The organism is Pseudomonas sp. SID14000 (assembly GCF_002165135.1).
In the GTDB taxonomy this organism is placed as follows: domain Bacteria; phylum Pseudomonadota; class Gammaproteobacteria; order Pseudomonadales; family Pseudomonadaceae; genus Aquipseudomonas.
Genome location: NZ_NFZQ01000009.1, coordinates 188,487 through 213,303 on the forward strand (window position 1 = coordinate 188,487; position 24,817 = coordinate 213,303).

18 protein-coding genes are annotated in these 24,817 nt (G+C 64.1%); 9 read left to right on the plus strand and 9 right to left on the minus strand.

Annotated features, from left to right (window positions below; all coding sequences use genetic code 11):
• The first annotated feature begins 89 nt into the window (after positions 1-89).
• The 8 genes from glnE to CAY82_RS15495 all read left to right on the plus strand — a co-directional run bounded on the left by glnE (position 90) and on the right by CAY82_RS15495 (position 10,208).
• Complete coding sequence (gene glnE / locus CAY82_RS15460) at positions 90-3,023, plus strand: bifunctional [glutamate--ammonia ligase]-adenylyl-L-tyrosine phosphorylase/[glutamate--ammonia-ligase] adenylyltransferase (protein ID WP_087501991.1); 2,934 nt, start codon at positions 90-92, stop codon at positions 3,021-3,023.
• Between the two features lie 224 nt (positions 3,024-3,247).
• Complete coding sequence (gene waaF, locus CAY82_RS15465; protein ID WP_087501992.1) at positions 3,248-4,297, plus strand: lipopolysaccharide heptosyltransferase II; 1,050 nt, start codon at positions 3,248-3,250, stop codon at positions 4,295-4,297.
• On the plus strand, positions 4,298-5,356 hold the full coding sequence (gene waaC, locus CAY82_RS15470) for a lipopolysaccharide heptosyltransferase I (RefSeq protein WP_087501993.1): 1,059 nt from the start codon (positions 4,298-4,300) through the stop codon (positions 5,354-5,356).
• The gene (locus CAY82_RS15475; protein WP_087501994.1) at positions 5,356-6,480 is read left to right on the plus strand and encodes a glycosyltransferase family 4 protein; all 1,125 of its coding nucleotides are present in this window, start codon (positions 5,356-5,358) and stop codon (positions 6,478-6,480) included. The genes waaC and CAY82_RS15475 overlap by 1 nt, the downstream gene beginning before the upstream one ends.
• On the plus strand, positions 6,477-7,283 hold the full coding sequence (gene rfaP, locus CAY82_RS15480) for a lipopolysaccharide core heptose(I) kinase RfaP (RefSeq protein ID WP_087501995.1): 807 nt from the start codon (positions 6,477-6,479) through the stop codon (positions 7,281-7,283). The genes CAY82_RS15475 and rfaP overlap by 4 nt, the downstream gene beginning before the upstream one ends.
• The gene (locus CAY82_RS15485; RefSeq protein WP_087501996.1) at positions 7,283-8,017 is read left to right on the plus strand and encodes a lipopolysaccharide kinase InaA family protein; all 735 of its coding nucleotides are present in this window, start codon (positions 7,283-7,285) and stop codon (positions 8,015-8,017) included. The genes rfaP and CAY82_RS15485 overlap by 1 nt, the downstream gene beginning before the upstream one ends.
• A complete protein-coding gene (locus CAY82_RS15490; protein WP_087501997.1) occupies positions 8,014-8,766 on the plus strand; it encodes a lipopolysaccharide kinase InaA family protein in 753 nt (250 codons plus the stop codon). Before CAY82_RS15485 ends, CAY82_RS15490 begins: the two co-directional genes overlap by 4 nt.
• Positions 8,766-10,208: a lipopolysaccharide kinase InaA family protein gene (locus CAY82_RS15495; RefSeq protein WP_087501998.1), complete on the plus strand. Its 1,443-nt coding sequence runs from the start codon at positions 8,766-8,768 to the stop codon at positions 10,206-10,208. Before CAY82_RS15490 ends, CAY82_RS15495 begins: the two co-directional genes overlap by 1 nt.
• Here CAY82_RS15495 and CAY82_RS15500 read toward each other — a convergent pair.
• The 8 genes from CAY82_RS15500 to CAY82_RS15535 all read right to left on the minus strand — a co-directional run bounded on the left by CAY82_RS15500 (position 10,169) and on the right by CAY82_RS15535 (position 21,609).
• A complete protein-coding gene (locus CAY82_RS15500) occupies positions 10,169-12,988 on the minus strand; it encodes a DUF6543 domain-containing protein (RefSeq protein ID WP_087501999.1) in 2,820 nt (939 codons plus the stop codon). The genes CAY82_RS15495 and CAY82_RS15500 overlap by 40 nt on opposite strands.
• 66 nt (positions 12,989-13,054) lie before the next feature.
• Positions 13,055-13,240, minus strand: coding sequence for a hypothetical protein (locus CAY82_RS15505; RefSeq protein ID WP_087502000.1), 186 nt, complete (start codon positions 13,238-13,240; stop codon positions 13,055-13,057).
• Positions 13,237-14,349 carry a PepSY domain-containing protein gene (locus CAY82_RS15510; protein ID WP_087502001.1) on the minus strand — a complete coding sequence of 371 codons (1,113 nt, stop codon included), beginning with the start codon at positions 14,347-14,349 and terminating at the stop codon, positions 13,237-13,239. The genes CAY82_RS15505 and CAY82_RS15510 overlap by 4 nt, the downstream gene beginning before the upstream one ends.
• A 56-nt stretch (positions 14,350-14,405) precedes the next feature.
• Positions 14,406-16,847, minus strand: a complete 2,442-nt coding sequence (locus tag CAY82_RS15515) for a TonB-dependent siderophore receptor (RefSeq protein ID WP_087502002.1) — start codon at positions 16,845-16,847, stop codon at positions 14,406-14,408.
• 219 nt (positions 16,848-17,066) lie between these two features.
• Entirely contained in the window at positions 17,067-18,023 is a 957-nt protein-coding gene (locus CAY82_RS15520) for a FecR domain-containing protein (protein ID WP_087502003.1), read from the minus strand.
• Positions 18,020-18,538: an RNA polymerase sigma factor gene (locus CAY82_RS15525; RefSeq protein ID WP_087502004.1), complete on the minus strand. Its 519-nt coding sequence runs from the start codon at positions 18,536-18,538 to the stop codon at positions 18,020-18,022. Before CAY82_RS15525 ends, CAY82_RS15520 begins: the two co-directional genes overlap by 4 nt.
• Before the next feature lie 426 nt (positions 18,539-18,964).
• A complete protein-coding gene (locus CAY82_RS15530) occupies positions 18,965-19,675 on the minus strand; it encodes a PolC-type DNA polymerase III (RefSeq protein WP_087502005.1) in 711 nt (236 codons plus the stop codon).
• A complete protein-coding gene (locus CAY82_RS15535) occupies positions 19,672-21,609 on the minus strand; it encodes a DUF294 nucleotidyltransferase-like domain-containing protein (RefSeq protein WP_087502006.1) in 1,938 nt (645 codons plus the stop codon). The genes CAY82_RS15530 and CAY82_RS15535 overlap by 4 nt, the downstream gene beginning before the upstream one ends.
• Positions 21,610-21,723: 114 nt before the next feature.
• Between CAY82_RS15535 and CAY82_RS15540 the strand changes: the two genes are divergently transcribed.
• The gene (locus CAY82_RS15540) at positions 21,724-22,263 is read left to right on the plus strand and encodes a response regulator (RefSeq protein ID WP_087502007.1); all 540 of its coding nucleotides are present in this window, start codon (positions 21,724-21,726) and stop codon (positions 22,261-22,263) included.
• A 147-nt stretch (positions 22,264-22,410) separates the two neighbouring features.
• Here CAY82_RS15540 and CAY82_RS15545 read toward each other — a convergent pair whose 3' ends face one another.
• A complete protein-coding gene (locus tag CAY82_RS15545; RefSeq protein WP_087502008.1) occupies positions 22,411-24,588 on the minus strand; it encodes a malate synthase G in 2,178 nt (725 codons plus the stop codon).
• Between the last annotated feature and the right edge of the window lie 229 nt (positions 24,589-24,817).

Below are 24,817 nucleotides of genomic sequence, written 5' to 3' on the forward strand. Positions count from 1 at the left end.
TTTCCAACTTTTGTACGACAGTCCAACCGTGGTCCGGCTTCCCCTTGGCCGCTTCTTCCCCTCTATTTCACGCCGATCAAGGATAGACCATGCGCCTACCTTTGCCGTCCGATCTGCCCGCTACCCTGCAACCACTGGTCGCGCGCAACCAGCAATTCATCAGCGATGCCGTGGCTGCCCACCCGGAACTCGACCTGCAGGCCTGGAGCCCGCTGCACCGGCAACAGTTCGACCAGGTTGCCGCCGCCAGCGACTTCGTGCTCGGCCTGGCCCGGCGCGAGCCGGCCATGTTGTTCGGTCTGCTGGCCAGTGGCGAGCTGGATCGGCGTTACGCTGCCGGTGAACTGCGCGGTCACATCGCTGCAGCCGCCCAGGCTGCGCAGAGCGAGGACGAACTGGCACGCAACCTGCGCCGCGAGCGCAACCGCCAGCAGCTGCGCATCATCTGGCGCGACATCACCCGCCAGGCCGCGCTGGGCGAAACCTGTCGCGACCTGTCCGACCTGGCCGATGCCGCCATCGACGAAGCCTACCAATGGCTGTACCCGCGCCACTGCCAGCAGTTCGGCACGCCAGTCGGCAACCGCAGCGGCCAGCCGCAGCACATGGTTGTGCTGGGCATGGGCAAGCTGGGCGCGGTGGAGCTGAACCTGTCGTCGGACATCGACCTGATCTTCGCCTTCCCCGAAGGCGGCGAAACCGAAGGGGTGAAGCGCTCGCTGGACAATCAGGAGTTCTTCACCCGCCTGGGCCAGCGCCTGATCAAAGCGCTCGACCAGGTTACCGTCGACGGTTTCGTGTTCCGTGTCGACATGCGCCTGCGTCCGTACGGTTCGGCCGGCGCGCTGGTGCTCAGCTTCAATGCCCTGGAGCAGTACTACCAGGACCAGGGCCGTGACTGGGAACGCTACGCGATGATCAAGGCGCGGGTGGTGGCCGGCGACCAGGCAGCCGGTGCGCAGCTGCAGGAGATGTTGCGGCCGTTCGTGTACCGCCGTTACCTGGACTTTTCCGCGATCGAAGCGCTGCGCACCATGAAGCAGCTGATCCAGCAGGAAGTGCGGCGCAAGGGCATGGCCGACAACATCAAACTGGGTGCCGGGGGCATTCGCGAGGTGGAATTCATCGCCCAGGCCTTCCAGCTTATCCACGGTGGGCGTGACCTCAGCCTGCAACAGCGGCCGCTACTGAAGGTGCTGGCCACCCTTGAAGGCCAGGGCTACCTGCCCCCGGCGGTGGTTGGCGAGTTGCGCGAGGGCTATGAGTTCCTGCGTTATACCGAACACGCCATCCAGGCCATCGCCGACCGCCAGACGCAGATGCTGCCGGACAGCGAGATCGATCAGGCGCGGGTGGCCTATATGCTCGGTTTTGCCGACTGGCAAAGCTTCCATGACCAGCTGACGCACTGGCGTGCCCGCATTGACTGGCACTTCCGCCAGGTGATCGCCGACCCGGATGATGAAGACGGCGAAGGCGAGCTGGTGGTGGGTGGCGAATGGTCGCCGCTGTGGGAGCAGGCGCAGGATGAAGAAGCCGCTGGCCGCCAGCTGCAAGAGGCCGGCTTCCAGCAGCCCGCCGAGGCCCTGCGGCGTCTGGCTGTGCTGCGCTCTAGCCCGCAGCTGCGTTCCATGCAGCGGATTGGCCGTGAGCGCCTGGACGCCTTTATCCCGCGGTTGCTGGCCCAGGCGGTTGAGCATGATGACCCCGACCTGGTGCTTGAGCGCGTGCTGCCACTGGTCGAGGCTGTGGCACGTCGTTCTGCTTACCTGGTGTTGCTCACCGAAAACCCCGGCGCCTTGCGCCGCCTGCTGACCCTGTGCGCCGCCAGCCCATGGATTGCCGAGCAGATTGCCCGCTACCCGCTGTTGCTCGACGAACTGCTTAACGAAGGCCGCCTGTTCAGCCCGCCACTGGCGCCGGAGCTGGCCAGTGAGCTGCGCGAGCGCCTGACGCGCATCCCCGAGGACGACCTGGAACAGCAAATGGAAGCGCTGCGCCACTTCAAGCTGGCCCACAGCCTGCGTGTGGCCGCCTCGGAAATCAGCGGCAACCTGCCGCTGATGAAGGTCAGCGACTACCTGACCTGGCTGGCCGAAGCCATTCTCGACCAGGTGCTGGCCCTGGCCTGGCACCAGACCGTGGCCCGCCATGGCCAGCCCAAGCGCAGCGACGGCAGCCTGTGCGACCCGGGATTCATCATCATCGGCTACGGCAAGGTTGGTGGCCTGGAGCTGGGCCACGGCTCGGACCTGGATCTGGTATTCATCCACGACGGCGACCCGCAGGCGGAAACCGACGGCGCCAAGCCGATCGACAGCGCGCAGTTCTTCACCCGGCTGGGCCAGCGCATCATTCACCTGCTGGCCACCCAGACCAACTCGGGCCAGCTGTATGACGTAGACATGCGCCTGCGGCCATCGGGGGCCTCGGGCCTGCTGGTGAGCTCGCTGGGCGCGTTCGAGCGCTACCAGCAGAACGAAGCCTGGACCTGGGAGCACCAGGCCCTGGTGCGGGCCCGGGTGCTAGTGGGCTGCAAGCAGGTGGGCGCGGCGTTCGAAGGCGTGCGCGCCAAGGTGCTGGGCCAGGCCCGCGACCTGGAAAAACTGCGCAGCGAAGTGAGCGAAATGCGCGCCAAGATGCGCGACAACCTCGGCACCAAGGCTACCGCTGCCGGTACTGCGGCCAATGCCTTCGAGGCCGGTGTGCCGTTCGATATCAAGCAGGATGCCGGCGGTATCGTCGATATCGAATTTATGGTGCAATACGCCGCTTTGGCCTGGTCCCACGACCACCCGGCCATACTCCGATGGACCGATAACATCCGCATTCTGGAAGAGCTGGAGCAGGCAGGGTTGATGCCGGCCAGTGACGCGGTGCTGTTGCGTGAAGTGTACAAGGCGTTTCGCTCGGCTTCGCACCGCCAGGCCTTGCAGAAGCAGGCCGGGGTGATCGATGCGGCGCAGTTTGCCGATGAACGCCGCGAAGTGCGGCGGATCTGGGGTGAATTGGGTTTGACTTGAGATTGCTGGGGCCGCTTTGCGGCCCATCGCGACACAAGGCCGCTCCTACAGGAGATCGCATTCCCTTGTAGGAGCGGCCTTGTGTCGCGATGGGCTGCAAAGCAGCCCCAAAGGCTCATGCCTCACCACCGGTGGTACACTGTCCGCCACATAGCCTGAATATAAAGAGGGGAGGCCAGGCTGTACCGCAGCCTGTAGCCTCCCCGAGCGTTTCTGGACTAAGCATGAGAATACTGATCATTGGCCCCAGCTGGGTCGGCGACATGGTGATGGCGCAGACCCTGTTCCAGTGCCTGAAACAGCAGCACCCCGACTGCGTGATCGATGTGCTGGCCCCCGAGTGGAGCCGGCCGATCCTCGAACGCATGCCTGAGGTCCGTCAGGCCCTGAGCTTCCCGCTCGGCCACGGCGCGTTGGAACTGGCCACGCGGCGGCGCATCGGCAAGTCCCTGGCCGGCCAGTACGACCAGGCCATCCTGCTGCCCAACTCGCTGAAGTCGGCGCTGGTGCCGTTCTTTGCCGGTATCCCCAAGCGCACCGGCTGGCGCGGTGAAATGCGCTTCGGCCTGCTCAATGATGTGCGCAAGCTGGACAAGGCCCGCTACCCGCTGATGATCGAGCGCTTCATGGCCCTGGCCTACGCGCCCGGCGCCGAGCTGCCGCAGCCGTACCCGCGCCCCAGCCTGCAGATCGAAGCGCAGAGCCGCGACGCTGCCCTGGCCAAGTTCGGCCTGGAGCTGGACCGCCCGGTGCTGGCGCTGTGCCCCGGTGCCGAGTTCGGCGAGGCCAAGCGCTGGCCGGCCGAGCACTACGCCACAGTGGCCGATGCGATGATCCGCCAGGGCTGGCAGGTGTGGCTGTTCGGCTCAAAGAACGATCACCCGGTCGGTGAGCAGATCCGCGATAGGCTGATCCCGGGCTTGCGTGAAGAATCGTCCAACCTGGCCGGCGAAACCTCGCTGGCCGAGGCCATCGACCTGATGTCCTGCGCCCATGCCGTGGTGTCCAACGACTCCGGCCTGATGCACGTGGCCGCTGCGCTGAACCGCCCGCTGGTGGCGGTGTACGGCTCGACCTCGCCAGGCTTCACCCCGCCGCTGGCCGAGCACGTGGAAGTGGTGCGCACTGGCATCGAGTGCAGCCCGTGCTTCGACCGCACCTGCCGCTTCGGCCACTACAACTGCCTGCGCCTGCTGGAACCGGGCAAAGTCATTGCCGCCCTGCACAGCCTTGGCGGGCCGGACCTGATCGATACCGTGGCCGAGGTCGACTAAGTGCGGGTACTGATCATCAAGACTTCGTCGCTGGGTGATGTGATCCACACCCTGCCGGCGCTTACCGATGCCGCCCACGCTATCCCGGGCATCCGCTTCGACTGGGTGGTGGAAGAAGGCTTCGCCGAAATTCCCGGCTGGCACCCGGCGGTCGATCAGGTGATTCCGGTGGCCATCCGCCGCTGGCGCAAGAATCTCTGGCAAACCATCAAAAGTGGCGAGTGGAAGGCGTTCAAGCAACGTCTACGCGAGCGCAAGTACGACCTGGTGATCGACGCCCAAGGCCTGGTCAAGTCGGCCTGGCTGACCCGCTACGTGAAGGCGCCGGTGGCTGGCCTGGACCGCTACTCGGCCCGCGAAGGCTGGGCCAGCCGCTTCTATGACCGGCGTCTGTCGGTTGCCACCGGCCAGCATGCGGTAGAGCGGGTGCGCCAGCTGTTCGCCATGGCCCTGGCCTACGACCTGCCGGAAGGCATCGGCAACTACGGCCTCGACCTTGAGCGCCTGCAACTGCCGCCGGCCGCCCCCTATGTGGTCTTCCTGCATGGCACCACCTGGGCGACCAAGCACTGGCCCGAAGCCTACTGGCGCGAACTGGCCGAACGCATGGGCCGGCGCAAGCTGGAGGTGCGCCTGCCGTGGGGCAACCCGGCCGAGAAGGCGCGGGCCGAGCGCATCGCCCAGGGCTTGAACAACTGCCAGGTGCTCCCCAAATTGAACCTTGCCGGCGTCGCTCGCGTGTTGGCGGCGGCAAAAGCCTGTGTTGCGGTCGATACCGGCCTCGGCCACCTGGCGGCGGCACTCGACGTGCCCACCATTTCGCTGTTCGGCCCGACCAACCCAGGCCTGACCGGCGCCTACGGACGGACCCAGATTCACCAGGCCAGTGACTGGCCCTGCGCGCCCTGCCTGCAGAAGAAGTGCACCTACAAACCGAGCGCCGACGACCTGCGCCGGTTCGACCTGAAACGCGAGTGGCCGCTGTGCTTCACTCGCCTGAATCCCGAGCATGTGGCGAGCCGCTTGAGCGCGTTGCTGCTGGCTGAGGATGTCCGTTGATGCAACTGGCTTTCGTGCTTTACAAGTATTTCCCCTTCGGCGGGCTGCAGCGCGATTTCATGCGCATTGCCCTGGAATGCCAGAAGCGGGGCCACCAGATCCGTGTGTACACGCTGATTTGGGAGGGTGACATTCCGCCGGGCTTCGAAGTGCTGGTGGCGCCGGTGAAGGCGATCTTCAACCACCGCCGCAACGAGAAGCTCAGCGCCTGGATGGCCGCCGACCTGGCCAAGCGCCCGGTCGACCGCCTGATCGGCTTCAACAAGATGCCAGGGCTGGACGTGTACTACGCCGCCGACGGCTGCTTCGAGGACAAGGCGCAGACCCTGCGCGGTGGCCTGTACCGTCGCTGGGGCCGCTACCGGCACTTTGCCGAGTACGAACGTGCGGTGTTCGCCAAGGACGCTCACACCGAAGTGCTGATGATTTCCGAAGTGCAGCAGCCGCTGTTCATCAAGCACTACGGCACGCCTGTGGAGCGTTTCCACCTGCTGCCTCCGGGTATTTCCCAGGACCGCCGCGCGCCGGCCAATGCCGGCGAAATCCGCGCCGAGTTCCGCAAGGAATTCAACCTGGGCGATGACGACCTGCTGCTGGTGCAGATTGGCTCGGGCTTCAAGACCAAGGGCGTGGACCGCAGCCTCAAGGCCTTGGCCGCACTGCCGTCGGCCCTGCGCAAGCGCACCAGGCTGATGGTGATCGGCCAGGATGATCCCAAGGTGTTCCAGCTGCAAAGTGCTACCTTGGGCCTGGGCGAGCAGGTGCAGTTCCTCAAGGGCCGCAGCGATATCCCGCGCTTCCTGCTGGGCGCCGACCTGCTGATCCACCCGGCGTACAACGAGAACACCGGCACGGTGCTGCTCGAAGCGCTGGTGGCCGGCCTGCCGGTACTGGTCTCCAAGGTGTGTGGCTACGCCCACTACATTGCCGAGGCCGACAGCGGCCTGGTGCTGGACGAGCCGTTCGAGCAGGAACAGCTCAATGGCTACCTGCAACGCATGCTCGAAGACCAGCAGGCCCGCGTCAACTGGTCGCGCAACGGCCTGGCGTTTGCTGAAACCGCGGATCTGTACAGCATGCCGCAGCATGCCGCCGACGTGATCCTGGGGCAGGAGTCCGCATGAAGCTGATACTGGCCGAACCTTTCAAGCGCCTGTGGGCCGGGCGTGATGCCTTCGACGCCGTGGAGGCGCTACAAGGCGAGGTCTATCGCGAGCTGGAAGGGCGCCGCACGCTGCGCACCGAAGTCGCTGGCGAGGGCTTCTTCGTCAAGATCCACCGTGGCATCGGCTGGGGCGAGATCTTCAAGAACCTGCTTACCGCCAAGCTTCCGGTGCTCGGCGCCGGCCAGGAGTGGCAGGCCATCCAGCGCTTGCACCAGGTTGGCGTGCCGACCATGACTGCCGTCGCCTATGGCGAGCGTGGCAGCAACCCGGCCGCGCAGCATTCGTTCATCATCACCGAAGAACTGGCGCCAACCATTAGCCTGGAAGATTTCAGCATCGACTGGGTCAGGCAGCCGCCCGAGCCGCGCCTGAAGCGCGCGCTGATCGCCGAAGTGGCGAAGATGACCGGCGGCATGCACCGCGCCGGGGTCAACCACCGCGACTGCTACATCTGCCACTTCCTGCTACATACCGACCGCCCGGTGACGGCGGAAGACTTCAAACTGTCGGTAATCGACCTGCACCGCGCGCAGACCCGAGCGAAAATCAGCCGCCGCTGGCGCAACAAGGACCTGGCCGCGCTGTACTTCTCGGCGCTGGACATCGGCCTGACCCAACGCGACAAGCTGCGCTTCCTGCGCGGCTACTTCCAGCGCCCGCTGCGGCAGATCCTGAAGGATGAAGCCGCGCTACTTGCCTGGCTGGAGCGCAAGGCGCAGAAACTCTACGATCGCAAGCAACGCTATGGGGATGCACTCTGATGGCGGGGTGGACACTGGCGCCGGGCTACGAACACCTGGCGGCGGACTTCGGCAGCCTTGATGCGGTATTTGCCCTGCAAGGCGAGCGCCTGACCCGCGACCCGCTCAGCGAGGTGGTGCGTATCACGCGTGACGGGGTCAATTACTACGTCAAGCGCTATACCGGGGCCGGCAAGCACATGCGCCGCTACCTGGGGCGGCCGCGAATCAAGGCCGAATGGCAGAATCTCAAGCAGTTCGACAAGTGGGGCATCCCCACTGCCGAGGTGGTTGCCTGGGGCCTGGAGCGCAATGGCCTGGCCTTTGGCCGAGGCGCGATGATCACCCGCGAATTGCCGCGCACCGAAGACCTGTCGGCGCTGGCCGAGCGTAACGATGCACGCCTGGCCGACCGTGCCTGGGTCGGGCATGTCAGCAGCCAGCTGGCGCGCCACACCCGGGTCATGCACCAGCACCACTTCGCCCATAACGACTTGAAGTGGCGCAACCTGCTGGTCGACGACCAGGGCACGCTATTTTTCATCGACTGCCCCACCGGCGATTTCTGGCGCGGTTTCATGTGGCGTCACCGGATGATCAAGGACTTGGCGTGCCTGGACAAAGTGGCCAAATACCATCTGTCGGCAACCCAGCGCCTGCGTTTCTACCTGCAATACCGTGGCCGCGACCGGCTGAATGTGCGTGACAAGAAGCGCATTCGCCAGGTGGTGGGCTTTTTCGAGGGAAGGGAATGACCGATTACCTGGCCAGCGCGGACCTCGCGCTGCTCAAACGCCATGGCCTGGACGACTTCGAGGCGCTTTGGGCACTGCAACTGGATGCCGTGGACGAACCGAACACCGGCCGCGGTGGCTGGAGCAGCGTGTTCCGCCTGGAGCTCGAAGGCAAGGGCTACTACCTCAAGCGCCAGAGCGACTATCTGACCCGTACCCTGCACCGGCCGTTCGGCGAGCCTACCTTCGCCCGCGAATTCCGCAACATCAGCCGTTACCAGAAGCTGCACATTCCAGCCTTGCAGGCGGTGTTCTATGGCGAACGCAAGCAAGGCGGCACGCATCGGGCAATCCTGATGACCCGTGCCCTGGACGAATGGGCCGACCTCGACAGCCTGCTGGCACGGTGGCCACAACTGAGCGATGCTGAACGCAATGGCGTCCTGCAGGCCTGCGGCCAACTGGCGCGCACCCTGCACAGCGCCGGCCAGGTGCATGGCTGCTTCTACCCCAAGCACATCTTTTTGCGCCAGCGCCGCGAAGGCTGGGACGCGCAACTGATCGACCTGGAGAAGACCCGCCCCCTGCTGTTCGGCATGCGTGACCGACTCAAGGACCTGGAGCCGCTGCTGCGTCGCGCCCCGGTCTGGAGCGAGCGTGATGTACGTACCTTGCTGGCCAGCTACCTGGCGCAGCCTGCCGATGGCACGCTGGTCGATACCTGGCTGCAACGCCTGACGCAACGCCGTCGTGAAAAAGAGGCCCGCTGATGCGTTTGTCTGAATTGAAAGAGGCCGGGCGCAGCCCCTCGTTGCCCCTGAGCATCACCCTGGCCGATGCCGCTGGCACGGCTGACCTGCAATTGCTCAGCCTGCTGCGGGTGCTGCCGGGCCAGCGCTATGTGGGCGCCGGTGTGTGGCGTGGTACCCCAGTACTCGCCAAGCTGCTGGTCGGTGGTAACGCCGCCCGGCATTTCCAGCGCGAACTGCAAGGCGTGAAGCTGCTGGCCGAGCAGGGCCTGACCACGCCGAAGTTGCTGGCCGATGGCCTCAAGGAAGGCGAGGGCGGCTGGCTATTGTTCGAGTTTCTCGACGGCGCCGAAAGCCTGGCCGATGCCTGGGCGGCAGTGGAAAGCCTGCCAGTGCTGGCCGACGAGCAGCACCTGGTGCTGGGCGAGGCGCTCACTGCTGTGGCGCACATGCATGCTCAGGGCCTGTGGCAGGAAGACCTGCACCTGGACAACCTGCTGCGCCACGGCGGCAAGCTGTACCTGATCGACGGTGCCGGCATCAAGGCCGAAACGCCCGGCCAGCAGTTGTCGCGCCCGCGTGTGCTGGAAAACCTGGGGGTGTTCTTCGCCCAGCTACCCAAGCGCCTGGAGCCTTTCATCGAAGAGTTGCTGGTGCATTACTTGTTGGCCAACGCCGAACATGCGCTGCCGCTGGAAGCCTTGCAGAAGCAGGTGGACAAGGTGCGCAGCTGGCGCCAGAAGGACTACCTGGAAAAGGCCGGTCGCGAGTGCAGCCTGTTCAGCGTCGAGCGTGGCCTTTCGGGCTTGCGGGCTATCCGCCGCAACGAGGTCGAAGCCATGCTGCCGGTGCTGGAGCAGGCCGACGCGTTGATCGACCAGGGCCACCTGTACAAGACTGGTGGCGCCGCCAGCGTGGCGCGCATCGAGGTTGGCGGCCGTACGCTGGTGCTCAAACGCTACAACATCAAGAACACCGCGCACTGGTTCAAGCGCTTCTGGCGCCCGAGCCGGGCCTGGCATTCCTGGATCGAAGGCCACCGCCTGGAATTCCTCGACATCGCCACGCCGCGCCCACTCGCGGTGCTGGAGCAACGAGTGATGGGGCTGCGAAGCCGTGCCTACCTGGTCACCGAGTATATCGATGGCCCGGACCTGGCCGAATGCTTCGCGCCCTACGTGGATAACGGCGATGCGCCCGAGGAGCAGGTGGATGCCCTGGTGCATGTGATGCAGCAGCTGATTCGCGAGCGTATCAGCCACGGCGACTTCAAGGGCCACAACCTGTTTTGGCACAACGGCCAGTGGTCGCTGATCGACCTCGACGCCATGTGCCAGCACGCCACCCAGCTCAGCTTTGCCCCGGCCTACGCCCGTGATCGGGCTCGGCTGCTGCGCAATTGGCCGAGTGGCAGTGCCTTGCATCAACGGTTGGACCGGCTGTTGCCCAAGCTGGCCGAGTAAACCGCCGGCAGTGCCAGCCAGTCGCTGCTGCGGCCTGGCTGGCGCACACGAATGCGCCATTGGCCACCCTGTTGACGCAGTACTGCCCAGGCGTGGACTGCGCCCAGTGCCTTCTCGGGCAGCTGCAAATGGTAGTGCCCGGCAAGCAGGTGCCGACGAACCGGCAACTGATGGTTCCCCAACTGCAGATAGAGTTGCCCCCCGGCGTCGCGCAGGTCGGCTTCCCCTGCCACCGGTTCGCCTTCTAATGGTGGTTGCAGGCGTACCTCTTCCAACAGCTGGGCTACGTCAGGCAACCCGTCATGCCATAGCACGATGGAATCGACCACCCAATTGCCATTACGCAGCCGTTTGATCGGCAACTGTACGTAGGCATCCGGCTGCCTGGGGTCGAGCACGCGCCAGCGATGGCCGTCGAAATGGACGTTGTACAATCGCCCATGGCTGTCTTTCACGAAGTATCGGTCCGGGCCTGGCGTGGTATTGACCTGTTCGTAGACTTCCTCGCCATGAACCCCATCGATCCGGTAGCGTAGTTTGCTCACGTCCACGGCCGCTTCGTGGGTTGTCGGCAGGGGCCGCGGAGGTTGAGGTGGCAGGCCGCGCATCGCCCTGCGCATGAGGGGCGAGCTAGCGAAACTGGTCAGCCCATCGGTAGCATGGCTGAAGGCAGCTATGGCGTGATGAAGCATCGCCTCGTGGTCTTGCTTGTTCATCGCCTCGAAACCGTCCCAGACCGAGATCGACATTCGCCCGAAGGCCAAGGACGAGAGCGCCGGAGCTGGCAGCACCAGGCTGACCATGTCGAGGGTCAGGTGCAGCGTTGCCAGCCCGATCTCGCCAAGCAGTTCGCGGTGGCTGCGACTGTTGGCATCGGCTTCGGCGATCATGGCCTGGACTTGCGCCCGGTAAAGGGCTTCGAACAGGTTCCCTTCGATCTTTGGCCATTGCACGTGCGGCCCCAGGCGCCCCTTGCGTATCAACCGGTCAAGCCGCATGCCATCGGCCAATGGTGCCCGCTGGACCAGGTAACGGCGCAGAGCGGGCGTGCGGCGTAACATTTTCAGCAGGGCGCGGGTGTTCGGGTATTCACGCCAGGCGCGCCGGTCGGGAGCGTCTGGTGTGTACAACACAAGAGGTTGAATAGCCTCATTCTGGGCTTTGATCAGCAGTACCCCTTGCAGCGTATGCCCGTCCGCGTTCAATTGATGAACCATGACGCGTTGCTCGTCGATGGCGGGTCGCCAGCGGTTGTCGGGGTGGTTGATAACTGCCTTGATCCATCGATAACCACGTTCTTGGGTACCCTCGAGTAAATGCCTGGCGTAACGGGCCTTGGCCGCTTCAGCGTGCATGCGTGTGCGGGTGATGTTGCCGTGGGCCTGCATGCGCCAACGCGCAGCGGAGGATTCAAGCAGGTGAGTGCGCAGAAAGCTGATGTAGCCACTGCCGGCGTCGAGTTTGCGTACAAGGCGCTTCGCCCCCTCTGGGGATAGCGAGTCGAGTGGGCTGCCATCCTCGTGGTGGACTCGAGCAGTCAGCCAGTAGTCGAGGTCGAACCAGGCGATATTGAGCAACGCCAGTTCGTCGAGGCGGTAGGTGATGGGGACCATTTCGACGGTATCACCCACATGTCGACGATTGACAACCGCAACATACCCGGACGGTGCCAGTGGGTTGACCAGCGGGCCTTTGCGGCGTGCCAGGGTGACGGATACGCAGATCTTCTCGGCGGGCAACTCGATGGCGAACTCACGGCGTAGCGCTTCGCCCAGGCGTTCACGTACCCATGCCAGCAGGTGGTGGCGAGTACCGAATTGCTCCAGGGTGAGCAAGCCGGGTGCAGCTGCCTGGGCGACGGCCCCAGCCAGTTCCTGGATCGTTTGCATGATATGGGTCAGGCTTTGCGTGGAACTCTGGCGCAGCCAGGCCGGCAGGTGTTTTTCCAGCAGGAGCGCATAACGGGTGGACAACGCATGTTTGCTGCCCATGAGTTCGATCAATGACTGCTCCTTGGCCAGCGAAGCGTTAAGCGCATGCAGATCGGGGGCCTGGCCCAGCGCCCAGGCGGCGTGCCAGGCGATTGTGAGCCGTTGATGCTGTGCGTCGATCACGTCAGTGACCTGCTGTTCTACCAGGTCGCCGGTAAACCACTCATAGCGCAGCCGGTCGGCACACCTCACCAACTGCTGATCCTGGATACGGGGTAGCAACTGCAGCAGTGGCCGGCTTTGCAGAGGGTCGTCCAGGCGCTCGCACAGTTCGGTATGCAGTTCTGTCAGATTGGCGAACCCTTCGACTCCATGAGAAACACTGCACAGCAGTGCTATGCCGGTAGCTGTTTCGGGCTCGGCATCTGCTCCTTGCGGCCCGTCGGCCAACAGCACCAGCGTGCCGGGTAACGCCAGCCGGCCGTGAGGACTCAGCCTGCTGAAGACTGGCCGGTAGATCTGGGCGCGGTGGGTGTCGGGCAGATGGTGGCGCTGCCAGGGTAGTGGCAGCTCCAGGGACGTGCGCAGCAGGCTGATGTGGCCGTAGTCCAGAGTCTGGTCGGCAAGCCGCAGTTCCAGTTCGGCCAGAAGTTGTTCGTGACGCAGCTCGCGCAGTTGTCGCAGGCGGCTGTGGCCTGCTTCGACGGGGTTGTGCCAGAACGCTGCCAGGTCGCCAAAAAAACGCTGACGAACTGCGGCAGGCTGCGCTCCGTCGGCCAGTTCGGGTTTGCTTTGCTGCAGGGTGATGATTTGTTCATCGAGGGCTTCCAGACGCTGCAAAGGGGTCATGGTGTGGCTCCTTGGGAAATGGCAGCCAACCATGTAACGGCCACCCCGCGCGCGGGTGCTAACCCGCTACTGCCGCGGGCGTCGGTAGAGCCCTTGCAGGCCAAGCACAGCGGATAACCCGAGGCCGAGCCAGGCGAGGCTGTCCCACATCCCGTCCCCCAGCAGTGCAGCGAATAACCCTGTGGAAGTGAGCAGGGCGATAATCAGCGGCCAGGCGAAGATACGCCGGGCCGGCTGCGACCTGTGGCTCATAGCCGGGGCTCCCGCTTTGTGCGTTGTTTGCCTAACCACAGGTACAAGCCGCTGCCGAGCACGATGATGGTCATCACATCGAGTATCGCCCACAGGATCTGCATCGGCCGGCCGCCGTAGTCACCGAAGTGCAGCGGTTGTGACAGGCCCATGGCGTCCATGTACCAGGGGCGTTCGCCGACGGCGGTCACCGTCAGCGTTCGCGCATCGATCAGCACGGGCGTTAACAGGTGCGAGGTCAGGTGCGTGGCGCCCTTCATGAACACCGCATAGTGATGCTCGCTGGAAAAGCGTGTACCGGGGAAGGCGATGAAATCCGGGCGCATGCCGGGGGCGGCCTGTTCGGCAATGGTCAGCAGGCGGGTGGCCGGGGCACGCTCGGTGAGCGGTGGGGCGTCACGGTATGGGGCAACCATGGCGGCCAGGCTGTCGTTGCGCCAGGCCGCGATGACCAGGTCGGACAGCGCGCTGATGACGCCGGTCACCCCCACCGTCAATGCCCAGGCCAAGGTGACCACGCTGATCAGGTTGTGCAGGTCGAGCCAGCGCAGGCGACGAGATTTGTCGTGGCGAACCGTGCCGAAGTCCAGGCGGCGCATGAATGGCGCATAGAGCACGGTGCCGGAGACGATCGCGACGATGAACAGAACGCCCATGAATGCGAGCAGCAGCTTGCCGGGCAGGCCGGCGAACATGTCCACGTGCAGGCGCAGCATGAGCATCATGAAACCGCCATTGGCTGCAGGCATCGCCACGGCTTCGCCGGTGCGGGCGTCGAGCATGAATGTATGCGACGAGTTGGGCTCGGTACCGGCGGTGGCAGCGGTAATGGCCACGACACCGTCGGGTTCGTCCTCGTCGTAGCCGAAGTACTGCATGACCTCCCCGGTGCGGTGCTGTTCGGCCTTGATCACCAACTGCTGCAGGTCCAGGTGTGGGGTATCGGTCGGCATTTCGCGCAGTTCGGGTGCGTCCCCGAGCAGGTGTTCGAGTTCGTGCTGGAAGATCAGAGGCAGGCCGGTGAGTGCCAGCAACAGCATGAACAGGGTGCAGGCAAGGCTGCTCCAGGTGTGGATTACCGACCAGCGGCGGATGGTTGGGCTTTTCATCACGTTACCGATTTTTGCCTGATGCGTGCTGGGGCCGCAAAGCGGCCCCGGCTCACTCAGAACCTGTAGGTGGCACTGGCCACGACGCTGCGCTCGTCGCCGTAATAGCAGTAGTACGAGTCACAGGTGGAGAGGTAGTCCTTGTCAAGCAGGTTGGTGGCATTGACCGCCAGCGAGGCGCCCTTGAGGCTGTCGTTCAGGCGGCCCAGATCGTAGTGCACCGCCGCATCGAACACCGTGTAGGCATTGGCCTTGCCCAGGTAGGTATTGGCCTGGTCACCGTAGGTATTGCCGGTATAGCGCGCGCCCAGGCCTATGCCGAAACCGTCGAGTACACCCGTGTGCCAGGTGTAGTCGCCCCATACAGACGCTTGCTGGTTCGGCATCAGTTGCAGGCGGTTGCCTTTGAACTGGCCATCCTGCACTTCGGACTTGGCCAGGGTGTAGGCGGCGATCACCTTCAGGTTTTCGGTCACGTCGGATACTGCTTCAAGCTCCAGGCCACGGACCTTCACTTCGCCGGTCTGGCTGGTGACGCTGGTGTTTCCATCGTTGCTGGTGACCAGTACGTTCTTCTGAGTCAGGTCATACACCGCAGCGGAAAGCAAAGTGTTGGAACCTGGTGGTTGGTACTTGATACCCAGTTCCCACTGCTTGCCTTCGGTTGGCTTGAACGAGTTCGTCGGATCTGCATCGGCCTTGCTGGCTGGCTGGAACGACTCGGCGTAGGACAGATAGGGCACAAGGCCCGAATCGAAGACGTAACTGACTGCCGCGTTGCCGCTAAAGTTGCTGTCTCGCTGGGTGTTGGTGGCGTCGCCCTTGTTGAAGAACCTGGTACCGGTATGCACCCAGTCCTCACGACCGCCCAAGGTCAGGCGCCAGTTGCCGAGTGCCATCTGATCCTGAACGTAGAGGCCGGTCTGGCTGGTTTTCTGATCATAGTCGTAGTAGGCAGTGGAGCGGTCCGGTCGGGTGATCGGCAAACCATGGGCCGGGTTGTTCACGTTGATGTCCGGAGCAATGCCGTAGATCGTCAGGAAGTTGTTGTTCGTGCGTTGGTGATCCAGGCCAATCAGTACGGTGTGGCTGATGGCGCCGGTGCTGAAGTCGGCCTGGAAGTTGTTGTCGACGGCGAACTGGCTGATGTCTTCATCCACGTTCGTCGTGCTACGCCCGGTGTTGCCTTCATCGTCCACCACATAACCAAAGTCTGCGTATTCCGGGATGTAGCTGTTCACCGTAATCGTCTGGAACGAGAGCTCCGATTTGGTATAGCGCAGGTTCTGACGGAACTGCCAGACATCGTTGATACGGTGTTCGAATGCATAGCCCAGCGCGTAGTAGGTGCGGTCGTAGAACTCGTAGTCCGGGTCGCCCAGGTTCTTGTGGTGCGAGATCTTGCCGAACGGCATGTCGATCTTGGTGCCCTGAATCGGCCGGAACTGGCTGGTTACGCCGGTATCGTCCCGGGTGAACTGGGTGAGGAAGGTTAGCGAGGTGTCTTCGTCAATGTTCCAGGTCAGGCTCGGGGCGATGTTGTAGCGCTTGTTGTCGATATGGTCGATCTGCGTGCCGCTGTCGCGGATCACACCGCTGACGCCATACAGAAAGCGGCCTTCGTCGTCGATCTTGCCGGTACTGGCAAAATTGATCTGGCGATGGTTGTCGCTGCCATATTGCAGCTCGATTTCATGGGTGCTTTCGGCCTGCGGTCGGCGGCTGACCATGTCCAGCAGGCCGCCGGGTGGGGTCTGGCCATAGATCGAGGAGGCCGGGCCGCGCAGTAGGGCGAGGCGGTCGAGGTTCCAGGTTTCGGCTTTCGGGTTGGCGTATACGCCGCGTGGCAGCGGCAGGCCATCGAGGAACTGGGTCGGCTCGAAGCCACGCACGCGCATCCAGTCATACCGCGTGTCGCTGCCAAAGCTTGCGGACACGATGCCCGGCATGTAGCGCACGGCATCATCGAGGCTGTGCACGCTGCGGTCTTTCATCTGCTCGCGGGTGGCGACGGAAATGGAGCGTGGCACTTCGACCAGTGCGGTATCGGTCTTGGTGCCAGCGGCAGTGCGCTTGGCGACGTAGCCTTCGACCGAGCCCCAGGCGCTTTCGCTGACGCTGGCTGCATCCACGGTGGTTTCCGGCAACGCCAGTGTCCCTTCCGGTGCTGCCACCAGGCTGTAGCTGCCCACGCTGCTGTGCTGCAGTTGCAGGCCGGTGCCGCGCAATGCTGTCTGCAGGGCACCGAGGCCGTCGTACTGCCCGCTTACCGGAGCCGAGGTGCGGCCGCTGACCAGCGCCGGGTCGATGGCCAGGGTAATGCCGGCCTGGCTGGCGATCTGGTTGAGGGTGTTGGCCAGCGGTGCGCTGGGCAGGTCGTAGGCACGCTGAGCGGATTGCTCGGTGGCGAACAGGGCAGGGCTGGCCAATGGCGCGGCCACGGCGATGGCCAGGGCCATCAGCCTGGGGCGCAGGATACGATCAACAGCACGGGACATGCAGCGGCTCCTCGACGGATAAGTGCTTACTGCTTCCTTGCCGAGCGAGATTTCAAAAGTGACAGGGTGAATCTGAAAAAAATTGAGAATTATTTGAAGTTGGCTTTTGCCTGTACCGGCCCTTTCGCGGGTAAACCCGCTCCCACAGGGATCGCGGGGGCTTTGAGGCTGGTGCAATCCTGTGGGAGCGGGTTTACCCGCGAAGAGGCCGGTGCAGAACTACTTGGGAACGACGGTCACCCACCACGGCGTATGCCGCTCGATCTTCACCGGCAGTGCCGGCACCAGCGACGCCAGCGCCAGGTCGGTGTCGGTCAGCGAGAAGCTGCCGGTCACACGCAGGTCGGCGACTTTGTCGTCTACCCCGAGATAACCGCTACGGTACTGACCAAGCGCGGCCAGCAGGTCAGCCAGGCGCACGTTGTCCACCACCAGCATGCCGCGGGTCCAGGCATCTGCACCGGCTGGCACCGCGCCGACCTGGCCAAGGCCGTTGGCGTTCATCAGCACCTGCTGGCCTTCGCGCAGCACCTGTTCGTCGTCGCTGTTCAGCGGCATGGCGGCGACCGAGGCTTGCAGCACTTCCAGACGTGTACCGTCGTCCTCACGGCGTACCAGGAAGCGCGTACCCAATGGGCGCAGATGGCCATCTCGGGTGCGCACCAGCAGCGGGCGCGGGTCCAGGTGGCCGGTTTCGACCGAGATCTCACCCTGGTGCAGCACGATCACTCGTTGCTCGCCTGCATAGTCGATATCCACCGCAGTGTGGCTGTTCAGGCTCATCAGTGTGCCGTCTTCCAGGCGCAGGGTGCGCAGCTCGCCGGTGGCGGTGCGCTGGTCGGCCAGCCAGTAACTGGGGGCCATCGATGGCGCGCCGACCCAGGCCAGCAGCGAGGCCAGCAGAAACATGCCGGCCAGCCCGCCGCCGACCTTGCCGATTCGTTGGCGCAGGCCGACGCGCGACTGCAACAGGGCCTGGCGTGCCGGGCCTGCAGCGGCGCTGACGCGCTGGTCCATGGCGCCAAGTTGGCGCCAGGCACGGGCGTGCTCCTCGCTGGCGGCATGCCAGCGCATGAATTCGCTGCGTTCATCAGGTGTGCCGCTGCCATTGTCGAGGCTGAGTTTCCAGGCAATGGCGGCCTCCAGCACCCGGGACGAAACCGGTGCACTGCTCACGTCGGCTCCCCGTACAAGGCCACGTAGCACTGGCGCATGCCTTGGGCGATGTACTGGCGCACCCGCGACACCGAAACCCCCAGCCGCTCGGCGATTTCGGCATGGCCCATGCCGTCCAGGCGATTGTGCAGGAACGCTGCGCGGGCCTTGCTCGACAGCTTGCCGAGCAGGCGGTCGATGGCCTTGAGGTCTTCGAGGATCAGGTGCTGCACTTGCGGGGAAGGTTGTTCGGCTTCCGGCATCAGTGCCAGTTCCGCCAGGTAGGCCTGTTCCAGCGCGGCGCGGCGCAAGTGATCGAACATCAGGCCCTTGGCCACGGCGGCGAGGAAGGCGCGAGGTTCGCGGGGCGTGTCCAGTCGCTCACGGCCGAGCAGGCGCACGAAGGTGTCCTGGCTCAGGTCTTCGGCACGTTGGCGGCACGTCATGCTGCGTTGCAGCCAGGCGAGCAGCCAGCCGCGATGGTCGCGGTACAGCGCACCGACCAGATCGGCGTGTGGGCTCTGTGCAGAAGACAAGCAGCGTTCCCCCGAAACATATGCATTAATTAACGATAATTATTCGCGATTGTTGCAGAGGGAAGGGGGTGGGTGCAATGGACGCTTATCGGATGGTCAGTATGGTTGGGGCTGGCTGGTGCAGGACGTGGTTGAGGTAGCGCCTGTGAAATCGCGCGCCGCCCGCGCGGCGCTTCGCGGGACAAGCCCGCTCCCACATTTGTTGCAACGTGGCCATGTCTGTCAGGCCATGGTTGTCAGCCTTGTTGGTTTGACTCAATTTCTTGGCTGGCGCTACCGCCGCCTCACCAGTCTCAAGACATGCACCAAGGCAGGCAACCATGGCCTGACAGGTTCGGCACGTTGCAACAAATGTGGGAGCGGGCTTGTCCCGCGAAGCGCCGCGCGGGCGGCGCTCGATCCTACAGGCGCCACAATACTCAAGACCTACAAACCGTGATTGTGCAGCTTGCGCCGCCGCCACCCGCGCAAGCGCTGCTCCAGCTGCAGCGGGCTGTCCAGCTGCTGGCGCCGGGCCTGGCTGAACAGGATCAGCGCCAGCTCGGCGGTCACCAGCGCATCGGCGCTGGCATGATGGCGCTCCTCCACCTGCAGGCCAAACCGTGCCACCCAGTCATCCAGCCCGGCCTCGCGCAGCACCGTGTCGGGGTTGAGCATCGGCGCCAGCTCGGCAACATCGAGGAAGGGCGACTGCAAGCGATAGTCCAGGCTTTCCTTCAGCGCCCGGGCTAGCATGCGCTGGTCGAACGGTGCATGGAATGCCAGCACCGGGCTATTGCCAATGAAGTCGAGCAAATCGAGCAACGCCTCGGCCGGGTCGCAACCGGCAGCCAGGGCACTCGGGCCCAAACCGTGGATCAGCACGCTGGCATTGGTCTTCTGCAAAGGCCGGTGCAGGGTGCGTTCGAACTGCTGGGCAAAGTCGATGGCGCCGTCTTCGATAGCCACGGCACCGATCGACAACACCTGGTCACGGCTAGGGTTCAGGCCACTGGTCTCCAGGTCCAGCACCACCCAGCGTTGCTCGCGCAGGGTACACACCCCCAGCGGCGCGGCCTTGGGCAGGCGGGCCAGGCGCTGGCGCGTGGCATGGTCCAGTTCGGGCGCGTTGGGGCGCAGCCAGGCGAACAGGCTCATAGCTGGTACCGCAAGGCCAGGCTGCTTTGCAGGCGCTGAGCCTGGCGCAGGGACTCGCGCAGGATGCGCCTGTCCAGGTGGTTGAGGCTGTCCGGGTCCAGGCGGTTGGAATAGGGCAGGTTGTCGCGGGTCTGGCGCTGGTGCTGCTGCATGCGGGTTTGCTGGATGAAGTGGTAGGCCTCTTCATACGCTGCGCCGTCCAGTGCCTCGATCACGCCCTTGGCCACCAGCTGGCGCAGGCGTTCCAGGGTATTGCAGGCACCGATGCCATTGGCCAGTGCAAGCAGCCGGGCGCCATCGACGAAGGGCGTCAGGCCCTGGACCTTGAGGTCGAGGGTGGCGGCCTTGTCGTTGCCCTGGCGGGTCAGCACGAACTCGCGCAGGCGACCCACCGGCGGGCGCTGGCGCAGGGCGTTGTCAGCCATCATGCGCTGGAAGATGCGGTTATCGGCCACCTGGTCGAGCAGGCCTTGGCGCAGCTGCTCGCAGCCTTGCTCGTCGCCCCACACCACGCGCAGATCGAAATAGATGCTCGAGCCCAGCAGGTTCTCCGGGCTGGCTTCGCGGACAAAACCGGCAAAACGCCGCGCCCACTCACTGCGCGACAGGCATAGCTCGGGGTTGCCGGCCATGACGTTGCCCTTGCACAAGGTGAAGCCGCACTGGGCCAGACACTGGTTGATGTATTGCGCCAGCGGCAGCAGGCGGGCGCGGATGGCGTCGGCTTCGGCGCTGTCGGCGGCTTCGAAGAGGATGCCGTTGTCCTGGTCGGTATGCAGGGTTTGTTCCCGTCGCCCTTCGCTGCCAAAGCACAGCCAGCTGAACGGCACGCCCGGGTCACCGCGCTCGGTTAGCGCCAGTTCGATCACCCGGCACACGGTGTGGTCGTTGAGCAGGGTAATGATCTGGGTGATCTGCGTGGAGGACGCGCCATGGGCGAGCATGCGTTCGACCAGCTGGCTGATTTCGCCGCGCAGGGATACCAGGGTGTCCAGGCGTGGTGCATGGCGGATGGTACGCGCCAGGTGCACCAGGTCGACCCGCTGCAGGGAGAACAGGTCGCGCTCTGAAACCACCCCACACAGGCGCCGGTTCTCCACCAGGCATACATGGGCGATATGCCGTTCGGTCATGGCCATTGCCGCGTCGAAGGCGCTGGCCTGGGGGCTGAGGTAGAACGGCTGGGCTGTCATGTGCCGCGCGATGGGTGCGCTCAGGTCGGCATCGGCTGCGGCCACCACCTGGCGCAGGTCGCGCAGGGTGAAGATACCAGTGGGGTAGCGCTGCGGGTCGACCACCACGATGCTGCCAACCTGCTGCTCGTGCATCAGCCGCACGGCATCGCGCAGGGGCGTGTCTGCGCTGCACACCACCGGGTGGCGCATGGCCAGCTCGCCCAATGGTGTGTTTAGCGAATACTGGGTGCCGAGGGTTTCCACTGCGCGCTGGCGTACCTGCTGGTTGACCTGGTCAAGCAGGCTGCTGACCCCGCGCAGGGCAAAATCCCGAAACACTTCAGACATCGAAAACACGCGGATGAACGCGGCCTTGTTCAATTGCAGGCAGAAGGTGTCTTCACCTGCCAAGTGCTCGGTGCGGGTCGCCCGCTCGCCGAGCAGGGCAGCCAGCGGGAAGCATTCGCCGCTGGTGATTTCGAAGGTGGTTTCCACTCCAGGCTTGACCAGGTGCTGGCGCTCGCCGACCACGCGGCCCTGCTTGACGATGTAGAAGTGCTCGACTGGCCCGTCGGCAGGTTTGACGATGCTCTCTCCGCTGGCATAGAAGCGCAGCTGGCACTGTTCGACCAGGTAGGCCAGATGGCTGTGTTCCATTTGGTTGAACGGTGGAAAACGCTGCAGAAACTGCAGGGTGCCCTGGATGTTCTGCAGCACTGCCGTCCTGCCCGCCTGGCTGTAGGCGTCCTTTTTGCTCATGAAACTGACCGTATCGCTATGCCGGGCTATATATCTATATATAGGTGCCGGCCATGTTGTTATCTGCCTCCATGGTCGGCTTGCGGCGGGATGGTGCCCATTGGACGTAAGTCTATGAGCGGCTCTGTCAAAGACCCGACGAAAGGCCAATCGGGTTACGCAAGTTCTGCGGTCCTAATGCTGAAGCGGAATTTTTTTGACGAGATGAGCATGCCTGAGCCACGCGACATCCTGAGCGACGCCGAACGCGCGGCATTGGCCGTGGTGAGTGCGCCTGTGGCAGCCAAGCCGTTGGTGCTCGTGGTAGATGACAATGCAGCGAACCGTGGAGCGTTGATCCTGTACTTGAAAAGCCGGGGGATCGACTGCGTAGGGGCGGATGGGGCCGAGGAGGCCAGGCTGTACCTTCATTATCAACCACGCATCGGATTGATGATTACGGATTTGCGTATGCAGCCGGAGGATGGCCTGGGCCTGATCCGCAAGGTGCGCGAATCGGAGCGGGCGGAGCTGTCGATCATCGTGGTGTCGGGAGACACCGATGTGAAAGAGGCGGTGGACGTGATGCGCCTGGGTGTGGTGGATTTCCTGCTCAAGCCGGTGGACCTGGGCAGGCTGCTGGAGCTGGTGAAGAAAGAACTGAAGATCGAGTAGTGCAGGAGTGGGGCTACTTTGCAGCCCTTTCGCGACACAAGGCCGCTCCCACACGTACCGCGCTAAACCTCAACCTTGCGCGGTACCTGTGGGAGCGGCCTTGTGTCGCGAAAGGGCCGCAAAGCGGCCCCCTGTCGCAGATGTCGCTTACAACCCGTTACGCGCTTTGAACTCGCGGCGACGGCGGTGCAGTACCGGTTCGGTATAGCCGTTCGGCTGCTTGCCACCTTCCACCACCAGCTCCACTGCCGCCTGGAACGCGACGTTGTCGTCGAAGTTCGGTGCCATCGGGCGGTACAGAGGGTCGCCGGCGTTCTGCTGGTCGACCACCACGGCCATGCGCTTGAGGCTTTCCAGCACCTGCTCCTGGCTGACCACGCCGTGGCGCAGCCAGTTGGCCAGCAGCTGGGCCGAAATACGCAGGGTGGCGCGGTCTTCCATCAGGCCGACGTTGTTGATGTCCGGCACCTTCGAGCAACCCACGCCTTGGTCGATCCAGCGCACCACGTAGCCGAGGATGCCCTGGGCGTTGTTGTCCAGTTCGTTGCGGATCTCTTCGGCCGACCAGTTGGTGTCGGCGGCCAGCGGGATGGTCAGGATGTCGTCCACCGACGCCGGGGTACGCGAAGCCAGTTCACGCTGACGCGCCTGTACGTCCACCTTGTGGTAGTGCAGGGCATGCAGGGTGGCGGCGGTCGGCGACGGCACCCAGGCGGTGTTGGCACCGGCCAGCGGGTGGGCAATCTTCTGTTCGAGCATGGCCGCCATCAGGTCGGGCATGGCCCACATGCCTTTGCCGATCTGCGCACGGCCTTGCAGGCCGGTGGCCAGGCCGACGTCGACGTTGTTGTTCTCGTAGGCACCGATCCATTTCTCGTTCTTCATGGCGCCCTTGCGCACCACGGCGCCGGCTTCCATCGAGGTGTGGATTTCATCGCCGGTGCGGTCGAGGAAGCCGGTGTTGATGAACACCACGCGCTCTGCTGCGGCCTTGATGCACGACTTGAGGTTGACCGTGGTGCGGCGTTCCTCGTCCATGATGCCGACCTTGACGGTGTTGCGCTTCATGCCCAGCAGGTCTTCGACCTGGCTGAAGATCTCGGCAGCGAACGCTACTTCCTCCGGGCCGTGCATCTTCGGCTTGACGATGTACACGCTGCCGCTGCGGGTGTTCTTGCGGCTGGTGTTGCCGTTGAGGTTGTGCAGGGCGATCAGGTTGGTGAACAGGCCGTCCTGGATGCCTTCAGGGATTTCGTTGCCCTGAGCGTCGAGGATAGCCGGGTTGGTCATCAGGTGGCCAACGTTGCGCACGAACAGCAGCGAACGGCCGTGCAGGGTCACGCTGCCGCCGTTGGGCGCGGCGTACTCGCGGTCCGGGTTCATGGTGCGGGTGAAGGTCTTGCCACCCTTGGTCACGCTTTCGGCCAGGTCACCTTTCATCAGGCCCAGCCAGTTGCGGTAGACAACAACCTTGTCGTCGGCGTCGACGGCTGCAACCGAGTCTTCGCAGTCCATGATGGTGGTCAGCGCCGACTCCATCAGGATGTCTTTCACGCCGGCGGCGTCGGTGCTGCCGACCGGGGTGCTGGCATCGACCTGGATTTCGAAATGCAGGCCGTTGTGCTTGAGCAGCACCGCAGTCGGCGCGGCGGCATCGCCATGGAAGCCGATCAGCTGGGCGTCGTCACGCAGGCCGCTGTTGCTGCCGCCTTTCAGGGCAACTACCAGCTTGCCGCCTTCGATGCGGTAGCCGGTGGAGTCGACATGCGAGCCGGCCGCCAGTGGCGCGGCTTCGTCGAGGAAGGCGCGAGCGAAGGCGATGACCTTGTCGCCACGCACCTTGTTGTAGCCTTGGCCTTTCTCGGCGCCGCCTTCATCGCTGATGGCATCGGTGCCATACAGCGCGTCGTACAGCGAACCCCAACGGGCGTTGGCGGCGTTAAGGGCGAAGCGGGCGTTCATCACCGGTACGACCAGTTGCGGGCCGGCCATGTGGGCGATTTCTTCGTCCACGTTCTGGGTGGTGGCCTGGAAATCGTCGGCTTGTGGCAGCAGGTAGCCGATTTCCTGGAGGAATGCTTTGTAGGCTACGGCGTCGTGGGCCTGGCCTTTGCGTGCCTGGTGCCAGGCGTCGATCTTGGCTTGCAGCTCGTCGCGCTTGGCGAGCAGGGCTTTGTTCTTTGGAGCGAGGTCATTGATGATCTTCTCTGCACCCGCCCAGAACTGCTCGGCGACGATGCCGGTCCCGGGGATGGCTTCGTTGTTCACGAAGTCGTACAGGACCTTGGCGACCTGAAGGCCACCGACTTGAACGTATCCAGTCATTGCTTGCCTCACTCTGCTCAGCTATTTCGCTCTTCTGTATTAAGCCTGTAGCGCTTCTCTAAACACGGCACCAGTGCATGCCCCCGAGTAAAGCCTCGAGCGCGGCTGGGTGCGGCCTGCCAGACTGTCTGGCAGACAATGTGCGTATTTTCACAGGCGCCTTGGCAGACATCCAAACGACGTTTTGTAGTCCGCGCCACGGGATACTACATGAAGCAGTAGGCGGGGC